Source organism: Rathayibacter sp. VKM Ac-2762 (assembly GCF_009866585.1).
Classification (GTDB): Bacteria; Actinomycetota; Actinomycetes; order Actinomycetales; family Microbacteriaceae; genus Rathayibacter.
Map to the genome: position 1 here is coordinate 1,021,509 of NZ_CP047419.1, position 10,680 is coordinate 1,032,188.

The following is a 10,680-nucleotide window of genomic DNA, read 5'->3' on the forward strand; positions in this document are numbered from 1 at the left end:
GGCCGCATGACCGACCCCGCCGTGCTCACGGCGCCGGTCGCGGGCGGGGCGGCCACCAGGCCGCCCGCCCGCCGCCGACCCCGCTCCCACCTCCGCCTCGCCGCCGCCGCCTTCATGGCGCCCGTGGTGATCTTCCTCGCCGTCTTCTTCGTCTACCCGATCATCCGCGGCGTCGTCCTCAGCCTCCAGGACTTCGGACCGTCGTCCTTCGTGACCGGGATCGCCCCCTTCGTCGGCTTCGACAACTACGTCACGGTCGTCACTGATCCGATCTTCGCGAGCATCGCCTGGCACACCGTGGTCTTCACCGTGGTCTCGCTGGTGGGCCAGTTCACGATCGGCATGGCCCTGGCGCTGTTCTTCAGCCGCCGGTTCCCGCTCTCGGCGACGTTCCGCTCCCTCATCCTGCTGCCGTGGCTCCTGCCGCTGATCGTCTCGGCGACGGCCTGGCGCTGGATCTTCGACCAGCAGTTCGGCATCCTGAACGCCGCGATCGGCACGCCGGTCGGCTGGCTGACCGATCCGTCCGTCTCGCTGTGGGCGGTCATCATCGCCAACATCTGGCTGGGCATCCCGTTCAACATGGTGCTGCTGCACGGAGGCCTGCAGGGCATCCCCGAGAGCCTCTACGAGGCCGCGGCACTGGACGGCGCCTCGCGCTGGCGGTCCTTCTGGAGCATCACCTGGCCGCTGCTGCGACCGGTGACCTCCGTCACGCTCCTCCTCGGCCTCGTCTACACGATCAAGGTGTTCGACGTCATCTGGATCCTCACCAAGGGAGGCCCGGCCAACAGCTCGCACACCCTGGCGACGTGGGCCTACGAGCAGTCCTTCACCGACCTGCAGTTCGGAGTCGGAGCGGCGGCCGGCCAGATCCTCGTGATCGTCGCCCTCGTCTTCGGCGTGATCTACATCCGCGCCCAGCGCAAGGAGGACCTCGGATGAACCGGCACACCACAGGGCTGCGCCGCGGGATCGACGTGGTCATCGCGATCGTGCTCTGCGGCTTCCTCCTCTTCCCGCTCTACTGGATGGTCAACGTCTCGCTGACCAAGCCGCAGAACCTGATCCAGACCCCGCCGAGCCTGTTCCCCGGCGACCCGACGCTCGACGGGTACGTGCAGGCGTTCTCGACGCAGCTGCCGAACCTCATCACGAGCCTCGTGATCTCGATCGGCTGCGTGATCCTGACGCTGGCGATCGCCCTGCCCGCCGCCTTCGCGATGGCGAAGTTCCGGGTGCGGGGGACCGGCGTCGTGATGTTCGTGTTCCTCCTCGCCCAGATGATCCCCGGGATCGTCCTGGTCACCGCGCTGTTCGCGATCTACAACGCGCTGGGGCTGCTCAACACCTATCCGGGCCTGATCCTCGCCGACGCGACCGCCTCCGTGCCGTTCGCGGTGATCATCCTCCGGGCCTTCATGCTCGGCATCCCCGACGAGCTGATCGAGGCCGCGCGGATCGACGGTGCGAGCAACTGGCGCTCCTTCGTCTCGATCGTCATCCCCCTGAGCCGGAACTCGATCGTGACCGCGGGCCTGTTCTCGTTCCTGTTCGCCTGGGCCGACTTCCTCAACGCGAACTCGCTCACCTCGGGCAACAGCATCGTGCCGTTCACCCTCGGCCTCTACCGCTACATCGGATCGACCACCACCAACTGGAACGGGATCATGGCGACCGCCGTGATCGCCTCCATCCCGGCCGCCGTGCTGCTGATCGTGGCCCAGCGCTACGTCGCCGCCGGGGTCACCGCCGGCGCGGTCAAGGACTGAGCGCCGTGCCCGACTCGAGGAAGCAGGAGCACATGGACACCGACGCGTTCGCGCTCGAGGGGGACCGCCTCGTCTGGCGCGGCGACGGCGAGACCGTCGTCGTCGAGCCGTGGGGGAGGGACAGCGTCCGGGTCCGCGCCCGCCGGTCCGGGGAGGTCCTCGACACCGACTGGGCGCTGATCGCCCCCGAGCGCCACGCGCCGGAGGTCTCGATCGAGGGACCGCGGGCGACGCTGCGCGCCGGCGGCATCACCGTCGTCCTCGAGCAGCAGGAGGGCTACGGGTACCAGACCGGCTACCACGAGCTCTCCTGCTCCCTCTCCTTCTACGACCGTCGGGGGGAGCTGCTCTTCCGGGAGCTCGGGAGCGGGGGAGCGCTCAAGCTGCGCGCCCGCGAGCAGCGTCCGCACCTGGGCGGCGACTTCCGGCTGACCGCGCTGTTCGAGACGTCCCCCGACGAGAAGCTGTACGGGATGGGGCAGTACCAGCAGGACATCCTCGATCTGAAGGGCTGCACGCTCGAGCTCGCGCACCGCAACTCCCAGTCGAGCGTCCCGTTCGTGCTGTCGAGCCGCGGCTACGGGTTCCTCTGGCACAACCCCGCGATCGGCCGCGCGACTTTCGCGGCCAACCGCACGGAGTGGTCCGCCGAGTCCTCCCAGCAGCTCGACTACTGGGTGACCGCGGGGGAGACCCCGGCCGACATCACCCGGGCCTACGCCGACGCGACCGGGCACGTCCCGATGATGCCCGAGCACGGCCTCGGCTTCTGGCAGTGCAAGCTGCGCTACTGGAACCAGGAGCAGCTGCTCGAGGTCGCCCGCGAGCACCGGCGCCGCGGCCTGCCGATGGACGTGATCGTGGCCGACTTCTTCCACTGGCCGCACATGGGCGACTTCCGCTTCGAGGAGGAGTTCTGGCCGGATCCGTCCGCCATGGTCGCCGAGCTGCGCGAGCTCGGGATCGAGCTGATGGTGTCGGTCTGGCCGCAGGTGTCGGTCGAGTCCGAGAACTACATCGCGATGAAGAAGGGGAACCTCCTCGTCAAGGCCGAGCGGGGCCTGGACCTGCACATGCAGTTCGAGGGTCCGAGCGCGTTCTACGACGCGACGAGCCCCGCCGCCCGGAGGTTCGTCTGGGAGGCGTGCCGGCGCAACTACGGCGAGCACGGGATCCGGCTCTTCTGGCTCGACGAGGCCGAGCCCGAGTACGGCGTCTACGACTTCGACAACTACCGCTACGCCGCCGGCCCCGCCGTCCAGGTCGGCAACCTCTACCCGCAGGCGTTCTCCCGCGGCTTCTTCGAGGGGCAGAGCGAGGGCGGGGAGACCGCGATCGTGAACCTCGTCCGCACCGCGTGGGCGGGCAGCCAGCGCTACGGCGCGCTCGTGTGGTCGGGCGACATCCACTCGACCTTCGCGGACCTGCGCCACCAGATCACGGCCGGCATCCACATGGGCGTCGCGGGGATCCCGTGGTTCACGACCGACATCGGAGGATTCGCCGGGGGAGACCCGTCGGATCCGGAGTTCCGTGAGCTCCTCGTGCGCTGGTTCCAGTTCGGCGCGTTCAGCCCGGTGATGCGCCTCCACGGCGACCGCGCGCCGTCGGCCCCGGTCACGGCCGCCGACGGGAGCCGCCGCGCCGCGACCGGAGCCGCGAACGAGGTGTGGAGCTTCGGCGAGGAGGCCACGCCGATCCTCACCCGCCTGCTGCATCTGCGCGAGGCCCTGCGCCCGTACACGCGCGAGGCGATGCGGGAGGCGCACGAGCTGGGCCAGCCCGTGCTGCGCGCGGTGTTCCACGAGTTCCCGGGGGACCCGGAGGCCTGGGATCTGGCCGACCAGTACCTCTTCGGCTCAGACCTGCTGGTGGCTCCGGTCACGCACGCCGGAGACGTCTCCCGACGGGTCTACCTGCCCGCCGGGGCGCGCTGGACGGAGCTCTCGACGGGCGCCGAGCACGAGGGCGGGCAGTGGATCGTCGCCGACGCGCCGCTGGCCGTCATCCCGGTCTTCGCGCGCGACGGCCGGCAGGCGCACCTCGTCGGGCAGCTCTGAGCGGAGGCTCCCCGCTGACCGGAGGGTTCCGCCGCGAGGAGCGCCCCGCCTCAGCCCGTCCCCGCGAGCCAGAAGTCGACCGCGTCGGGGGACGGGCGCCCGGCGACCCGGACGACGTCGCCGAACTCGAGCACGCTGTCCGGATCCTCCTGGACGGCCGGCCACCGCTCGCGGCCGGCGGCGTCCGGATCGCCGTGGGAGACGAACGCGAGCCAGCGCGCGGTCATCTCCTGCTCGAGCCGGCGGTCGACGTCCGTGTAGTCGGCGTCGCCGTCCGCCCCGAGGTTCCCGTACGCGTACATCACCTCGGCGCCGTGGTACGCGCCGAACCGCTCGAGTCCGCTCTCCGGGGGAGTGCGCGTGAAGATGTAGGCGTGGACGTGCGCCCGCCCGGTCCGGGCGGCCGTCAGCGCCCAGAGCCGCATCGGGGCGGTCATCGTCCGGTCGCTGCCGGCGCGCAGCCGGGAGTCGACGACCTGGTCCTCGACGGAACCCGGGTACAGCGCGAGGAAGCGGTCCGCGTCGTCTCCGTGCTCCCGGCGCACCTCCTGCTCGTAGGCGTCCGGATCCGAGTCGACGCCTCCCAGCAGATCGAGCGAGGTCTCGTCGGAGTTGCTGCCGAGCAGGAGGGGGACGTCGTTCTGCCGACCGGCCTCGTAGACGGCGAGCGGCGTGTCGGGGAGGACGACGCCGTCGATCGAGGGCCACCAGTGCTGCGAGAGGCCCGCGGCGGCCGAGACGATGCGCTCGGCCGGCAGGGCCCGCATCTCGGCCAGGCTCGCCCCGCCGAACGCCTCGCTCAGGCGCGCAGCCGCCTCCCGTGCGGTGGCGGCGTCGTCGTAGAGGTCGCCGTCCTCGCGGTCTCCCGCCGACCCCAGGCATCCTCCGCTCTCGCCGATGATCCCGTGGAGGAGGCCGGCCGCGAGGGGCGAGGCCCCGAGGATGCAGGCGCTGCCGGAGCCGGCGGACTGGCCGGCGACCGTCACCCGCCCCGGGTCCCCGCCGAAAGCGGCGATGTTGTCCTGCACCCACTGCAGAGCGGCGACCTGGTCGAGCAGTCCCTGATTCCCCGGGATGCCGCCGCCGAGCACATCACCGGCGAGGAAACCGAGGACGCCCAGACGGTAGGCGACGGTGACGACCACCGCGCCCCGGGAGGCGAGCGCCGCGCCGTCGTAGGCGGGGAGGGCGCCGGACCCCGAGACGAACGCGCCGCCGTGGAGGTAGACGAGGACCGGGCTGGAGTCGCCCGCCCCGCCGGCCGGCGTCCAGATGTTCAGGCGGAGGCTGTCCTCGTCCGTCGCGTACCCGCCGAGGAGCGTCTCCTCCAGCGGCAGGTCGAGCACGCGGGTCGCCGCTCGGGAGAGGAACGTCGGCTCCGGCTGAACGGCGGAGGGGCCGAAGTCGTCGGCCACGAGGGTCGCCGACCGCTGCGGGGCCGGGCGGGGCGCCTCCCAGCGCAGCGGGCCGACCGGGGGAGCGGCGTAGGGGATCCCCGCGAAGGCGTCGACCCCGGCCGCGGCGTCGTGCACACCGACGACGTCGCCCTGCCGGGTCGTGACCGGGGCGGTGTGCGGACCGGCGAGCGTCCGCGTCGCCGGGAGAGGACCCGCGGCGAGGGCGACGGCTCCGACGAGCCCTGCGGACGCGACCCAGGCCGCCGTACGCAGCATCCAGTGCCGGTGCCGCCAGCTCCTCGAGACGGCCGCGATCAGGACCGCGGCCGCCGCGACGACGAGCCACCCCCACCACTCCACCCGGTTCAGCCAGGCGAGGACCGCCCCGATGAGCACGACGGTCGCGGTCGGCAGCCGCGGGGACCGTCGCCGACGAGGTTCGGGCGTTCCAGTTCTCGATACGGTATGCATTGGAAACGAAACGTACTGAAAAGGCCCATTCAGCGCAAGGATCCGAATAGGCTGGGGGCGTGGTCACAGGCGAGCAGGCTCCGGTCCGGCGGAGGAGCGAGACGCGACGACGTCTCCTCGCCGCGGCCGCCGAGCTCTTCGAGAGCACGGGCACCATCGGCCAGCGCGTCGAGGACATCTGCGCGCAGGCGGGCTTCACCCGCGGCGCGTTCTACTCGAACTTCGCCGGTGTCGACCAGCTCTTCCTCGCACTCCACGAGGAGCAGGCCGCGAGAGTGTGGGGGAGCCTGCAGGAGGCCCTCGACGTCCAGCTGCAGGAGGAGCACCGCGCGGCGACCCTCGACAGCGCCGTACGCTCCCTCCTCGACGCGCTCCCGTCCAGCCGCGAGTGGTTCTCCCTGCGGTCGGTGCTCCTGGCACGCGCTGCCGCGGACCCGGAGTTCGCCGAGCGGATGATGATCGACGACGACCGCGTCTCGCGCGAGCTGGGCGAGCGCTTCGCCGCCCTCGCCGCCGTGCACGGCCGCGTCCCCGCCGTCGAGTCCGCCGTCCTGGCGAAGGCGGTCGTCGCGGCGCACGTCGGGTCGGTGAGCCAGTGGCCCGTGGACACCAGCGCCGAACTCACGCAGCGCATGGTCGTCGCCGCGGTGATCCGAGGCCTCACCGTCGAAGCGCCCGGTCTGTCACCGGAGCTCGACGGCGACCGGTGACATCCTGTCGCAGGAGCGATGAGGGGAGTCGATCGCCATCCTGCCGACCGGGGCTTCGGTCGAACTGACATAATGTGCATTATCGGATAACGGCGGAAGGGCCGGACGGACCGGGATTGAGGCCGCCCGACGGTCCGGAACGTCATCAGCGGATCGGGGAATGCTCCACCCACGCCTCGACGTCCTCGTACCAGCACGTCTCGGTCGGAGTGTCGAAGCGCGTGACCAGCCGCAGCTGCGGATCGACGGTCATCGTGCCGCGGACGCCGTCGTCGGCCCGATCCTCTCGGGCGCCTGCGGTAACGCGCGTCAGCGGCCCTGCGAGCGCTCCCGCAGGTTCACCATCACCGCGGCTGCATCGAGAAGGATGCTCACGCCGCCCGGCGTCCGCCGACGAACGGACTTCACCCACGACGGCATCGGACTCCCCCGATGCCGGTCCGCTGCCGTCCACCGGGGTCATCCGTCGAGGAGAGCAGACCCGTGCGCCGGCGTCAGCCCCTGGAGAGGATCAGGCGAAGTCGGAGATGTCGCCGACGAGTCGGGTGTTGTCCGCGGGGATCGACTCGACGGCCGCCAGAGCGACCTCGGCCGCGAACTCCTGCACGTTGTAGAGCTTCCCGGCCGACTCGCGCCGCGAGCTGATCGCGCCCGGGTTCGCGCGCTCCAGCAGGGTCGCGGTGATGGTGCCCTCGATCATGTCGCCCGAGACGACGACGAACTCGATCCCGCGCTCGGCGAGCTCACCGATCCGCTCGCGCAGGGCGTCCTCGCCGGCGCGCTTGGAGAGCGCGACGGGCTCGTACTCAGGCATCGTGGGCGTGGTCCGGATGAAGTGCGCCTGGTGGCTCGTGACGAACACGACACGAGAGCCCTCGGAGAGCAGCGGCAGCGCCGCGTCGAGCACGGCGACCTGCGAGTCGCGGTTGAGGACCATCGCGTAGTCCTCCCCCATGTTGCTCTCCATGCCGCCGGAGGCGTTCAGGACGAGCACGTCCAGTCCTCCGTACTCCTTCTCGATGCGCGAGAAGAGCTCGGCGCGCGAGTCTGCGTCGGTGAGATCGGCGCCGACGGCGATGGCGGTGCCGCCGGCCTCGACGATCTGCGCGACGAGCTTGTCGGCGCGCGGCGCCTTCGAGCGGTAGTTGACGACGACGCGGGCTCCGGCCTCGGCCAGGTAGCGGACCGTGTCGGCGCCGATGCCGCGGGACGACCCGGTGACGAGAGCGCGCTTGCCGTCGAAGGAGCCGGGGGCGAGGGGATTGGACACGGGTATTCCTCCAGGACGCCGGCTCGGAGACCGGATCGGGCACGATGACGGGCCACGGCCCGACGGAGGAGTCTACCAAGGGCCTCGAGACCGTCGGCGCACCCCCTCTCCCAGCCCTCGTCCGGGGGGCGTTGATAGCCTGGGAATGCTCGTCGAGGGGAAGGAGCACACAGCATGGACGCTGTCACCCAGTACGCGTGGATCCTCTGGCTCGCGCTGATCCTCATCTTCGTGATCGTCGAGATGATCACTCTCGAGTTCACGTTCCTGATGCTCGCCGTCGGCAGCATCGGCGGACTGCTGACCGGGCTGGTCGGGGCTCCCTTCTGGGTCCAGGTCCCCGTCGCGGCCGTCCTCGCCGCCCTCCTGCTGTTCACCGTCCGGCCGCCGCTGCTGCGGCTGCTGAAGCGGGGCGGCGATCCCACCCCCAGCGGAGCGGACGCTCTCCTCGGGCTCTCCGGCAGCGTCGTCCTCGCCGGCCCCGGAGCCGGCCAGGTCAAGCTCGCCAACGGCGAGACCTGGACCGTCCGCCTGTCCCCGCTCGTCGAGGACCGCACACTCGGAGTCGGCGAGAGAGTCGTCGTCACCGCCATCGAGGGCGCGACCGCGGTCGTCGTCCCCGCCGAAAGGAGCACACCGTGACACCGTCCTCCGTCGTGACGATCGTCGTCGTCGCCGCCGTCGTCCTCTTCGCCCTGGTCGTCCTCTTCCGAGCGGTCCGCATCATCCCCCAGGCCACCGCCGGGGTCGTGGAGCGCCTCGGCAAGTACCACAAGACCCTGCTGCCGGGCCTCAATCTCGTCGTGCCGTTCATCGACCGGGTCCGCCCGCTGATCGATCTGCGCGAGCAGGTCGTCTCGTTCCCGCCCCAGCCCGTGATCACGGAGGACAACCTCGTCGTCTCGATCGACACGGTCGTCTACTTCCAGGTGACGGACGCCCGCGCGGCGACCTACGAGATCGCCAACTACCTCGGCGCGGTCGAGCAGCTGACCACCACCACGCTCCGCAACGTCGTCGGCGGCCTGAACCTCGAGGAGGCGCTGACCTCCCGCGACAACATCAACGGGCAGCTGCGCATCGTCCTCGACGAGGCCACCGGCAAGTGGGGCATCCGCGTCGGACGCGTGGAGCTCAAGGCCATCGACCCGCCCCTCTCCATCCAGGACTCGATGGAGAAGCAGATGCGCGCCGAGCGCGACCGTCGAGCCGTGATCCTCACCGCCGAGGGCACCAAGCAGTCCCAGATCCTGAACGCCGAAGGTCAGCGCCAGGCCGCGATCCTCGCTGCGGAGGGCCAGGCGAAGGCGGCGGTCCTGCGGGCCGAGGGTGAGGCCAAGGCGATCACCACCGTCTTCCACGCCATCCACGAGGGCCGCCCCGACAGCGAGCTCCTCGCCTACCAGTACCTCCAGACACTCCCCAAGATCGCCGAGGGCAGCGCGAACAAGCTCTGGGTCATCCCGAGCGAGCTCACCGAGGCGCTGAAGGGCATCGGAGGCGCGCTCGGCCAGCGCGGCCAGTCCGCCCCGGCGGTCCGCCCGCAGGACGCGGCACCCCCGTCGGCGCCTGCGGCGTCCGCGCCTGCCGCATCGGGGTCCGTCGGCTCCACGCCTGTCGTGCCCGGATCCGACACGTCCGCCCCCGTGGCGGCCGCGACGACCGACGGAACCCCGGACTCCGCGCCCACTCCCCCGCCGCCGGCCGTCTGAGCCGCGGATCCGGTCCGCGATGCGCGCCTCCGAGCGACCCCTCGTCCTGAGTGGGCCGACCCCCCGGGCGATCGCGCATCGCGGGTTCGGCCCGCAGGCCGAGGGCAACACGCTCGCCGCCTTCGAGCGCGCCCTCGCCGCGGGTGCGGACCTCCTCGAGACGGACGCGCGCGCGTCCCTCGACGGGGTCGCCGTGCTCGTCCACGACGCCGAGGTGATCGACCACTCCGGCCGCCGCCACGTCGTCGCCGCCACCCGGTGGGAGGAGCTCGCCGACCTCCGACTGGCGGGCGGCGCCCGGCTCGCCTCTCTCGAGCAGGCCCTCGCCGCACTCCCCCGCGCGCGCTTCAATGTCGACGTGAAGTCGCGGGACGCGATCGACCCGGTCGTCGCGGCGGTGTCCGGCGCCGCCGCCGCGGAGCGCGTCCTGATCACCTCGTTCTCCGAGATCCGTCGAGCAGCGGCCCTCCGCCGTCTTCCCGGCGCCGCGACCTCGGCGTCGGCGGTCCGCTTCGTCGTCGCCCTGGTCGCCGCCCACCTCGGCGCCGCCCTCCCCGTGCGTCTCGCTCTCCGCGGCATCGACGCGCTCCAGGTGCCCGAGCGCGCGCTCGGCCTCCGCGTCGCCGAGCCGCGGATCCTCGCCCGGCTGCGGGTGACCGGCTGCGAGATCCACCTCTGGACCATCGACGATCCGGAGCGGATGGAGCAGCTCCTCGCGCTCGGGATCGACGGGCTCGTAACCGACCGCACCGACCTCGCCCGAGCGGCCGTCGACGCCTTCCTCAGCGCCCGTCGGCCACGCCCTCAGGAGCCGCGGAATACGCCTCCGACCTGAGGATTCTCTGGCAATGGCAGGGACGGGAAGACCACCTCCAGGTACGACGTTGACACTGGGGAAGCACAGCGAGAGGAGACCACACAATGGCAGATCGAAGCCTGCGAGGAATGCGGCTCGGATCCCAGAGCCTGCAGAGCGAAGAAGGCGTCGTCTTCTCCCCGCGATCGACGTACGAGTACCACTGCGCGAACTGCGGCCACGACACCGACATGGTGTTCTCGGCCGACGCGGAAGCACCGGAGACCTGGGAGTGCCGCTCCTGCGGTCACGAGGCCACTCTGATGGTGGACTCGAAGCCGGTCGTCGTGGACAAGGGCGAGCAGAAGGCTCCGCGCACCCACTGGGACATGCTGCTCGAGCGTCGGACCCGCGCGGAGCTGGAGGAGCTGCTCGAGGAGCGGCTCGCCTATCTGCGCGCCAGGCGCGGCGAGCACAAGATCGGCGCGTAGC

11 protein-coding genes are annotated in these 10,680 nt (G+C 71.4%); 8 read left to right on the forward strand and 3 right to left on the reverse strand.

The features are described 5' to 3' along the window. Window positions 1–6 precede the first annotated feature (6 nt). From GTU71_RS04830 to GTU71_RS04840, 3 genes are read left to right on the forward strand one after another with little or no spacing between them, the layout of a single operon-like run. Window positions 7–945, forward strand: a complete 939-nt coding sequence (locus GTU71_RS04830) for a sugar ABC transporter permease (RefSeq protein WP_104225253.1) — start codon at window positions 7–9, stop codon at window positions 943–945. Further along, complete coding sequence (locus GTU71_RS04835; RefSeq protein WP_104222044.1) at window positions 942–1,772, forward strand: carbohydrate ABC transporter permease; 831 nt, start codon at window positions 942–944, stop codon at window positions 1,770–1,772. The genes GTU71_RS04830 and GTU71_RS04835 overlap by 4 nt, the downstream gene beginning before the upstream one ends. Before the next feature lie 5 nt (window positions 1,773–1,777). Further along, window positions 1,778–3,832, forward strand: coding sequence for a TIM-barrel domain-containing protein (locus GTU71_RS04840; RefSeq protein WP_244230641.1), 2,055 nt, complete (start codon window positions 1,778–1,780; stop codon window positions 3,830–3,832). A gap of 50 nt (window positions 3,833–3,882) precedes the next feature. Here GTU71_RS04840 and GTU71_RS04845 read toward each other — a convergent pair whose 3' ends face one another. Beyond that, complete coding sequence (locus GTU71_RS04845) at window positions 3,883–5,625, reverse strand: carboxylesterase family protein (RefSeq protein WP_208543610.1); 1,743 nt, start codon at window positions 5,623–5,625, stop codon at window positions 3,883–3,885. 134 nt (window positions 5,626–5,759) lie between these two features. Here GTU71_RS04845 and GTU71_RS04850 point away from each other — a divergent pair, with 134 nt between their 5' ends. Further along, window positions 5,760–6,410 carry a TetR/AcrR family transcriptional regulator gene (locus GTU71_RS04850; protein ID WP_159939411.1) on the forward strand — a complete coding sequence of 217 codons (651 nt, stop codon included), beginning with the start codon at window positions 5,760–5,762 and terminating at the stop codon, window positions 6,408–6,410. 145 nt (window positions 6,411–6,555) lie between these two features. Here the strand turns inward: GTU71_RS04850 and GTU71_RS04855 are convergent, their stop codons facing one another. Continuing rightward, a complete protein-coding gene (locus GTU71_RS04855) occupies window positions 6,556–6,873 on the reverse strand; it encodes a hypothetical protein (RefSeq protein ID WP_159939412.1) in 318 nt (105 codons plus the stop codon). A gap of 48 nt (window positions 6,874–6,921) precedes the next feature. After that, window positions 6,922–7,680, reverse strand: coding sequence for an SDR family oxidoreductase (locus tag GTU71_RS04860; protein ID WP_104351254.1), 759 nt, complete (start codon window positions 7,678–7,680; stop codon window positions 6,922–6,924). Between the two features lie 174 nt (window positions 7,681–7,854). On the opposite strand from GTU71_RS04860, the gene GTU71_RS04865 reads away from it, so the two are divergent. From GTU71_RS04865 to GTU71_RS04880, 4 genes are all read left to right on the forward strand, one after another. Beyond that, window positions 7,855–8,322, forward strand: coding sequence for an NfeD family protein (locus tag GTU71_RS04865; protein WP_104222034.1), 468 nt, complete (start codon window positions 7,855–7,857; stop codon window positions 8,320–8,322). Further along, the gene (locus GTU71_RS04870; RefSeq protein WP_159939413.1) at window positions 8,319–9,392 is read left to right on the forward strand and encodes an SPFH domain-containing protein; all 1,074 of its coding nucleotides are present in this window, start codon (window positions 8,319–8,321) and stop codon (window positions 9,390–9,392) included. Before GTU71_RS04865 ends, GTU71_RS04870 begins: the two co-directional genes overlap by 4 nt. A gap of 19 nt (window positions 9,393–9,411) precedes the next feature. Continuing rightward, a complete protein-coding gene (locus tag GTU71_RS04875; protein WP_159939414.1) occupies window positions 9,412–10,227 on the forward strand; it encodes a glycerophosphodiester phosphodiesterase family protein in 816 nt (271 codons plus the stop codon). Between the two features lie 86 nt (window positions 10,228–10,313). Continuing rightward, complete coding sequence (locus tag GTU71_RS04880) at window positions 10,314–10,679, forward strand: RNA polymerase-binding protein RbpA (RefSeq protein ID WP_068207052.1); 366 nt, start codon at window positions 10,314–10,316, stop codon at window positions 10,677–10,679. The last annotated feature ends 1 nt before the right edge of the window (window position 10,680 follow it).

What these genes read in the sequence shown, in the direction of transcription:
- GTU71_RS04830 (WP_104225253.1), top strand. Translation starts at nt 7, where the DNA reads ATGACCGACCCCGCCGTGCTCACGGCGCCGGTCGCGGGCGGGGCGGCC.
- GTU71_RS04835 (WP_104222044.1), top strand. Translation starts at nt 942, where the DNA reads ATGAACCGGCACACCACAGGGCTGCGCCGCGGGATCGACGTGGTCATC.
- GTU71_RS04855 (WP_159939412.1), bottom strand. Translation starts at nt 6,873, where the DNA reads ATGACCCCGGTGGACGGCAGCGGACCGGCATCGGGGGAGTCCGATGCC.
- GTU71_RS04865 (WP_104222034.1), top strand. Translation starts at nt 7,855, where the DNA reads ATGGACGCTGTCACCCAGTACGCGTGGATCCTCTGGCTCGCGCTGATC.
- GTU71_RS04875 (WP_159939414.1), top strand. Translation starts at nt 9,412, where the DNA reads ATGCGCGCCTCCGAGCGACCCCTCGTCCTGAGTGGGCCGACCCCCCGG.
- GTU71_RS04880 (WP_068207052.1), top strand. Translation starts at nt 10,314, where the DNA reads ATGGCAGATCGAAGCCTGCGAGGAATGCGGCTCGGATCCCAGAGCCTG.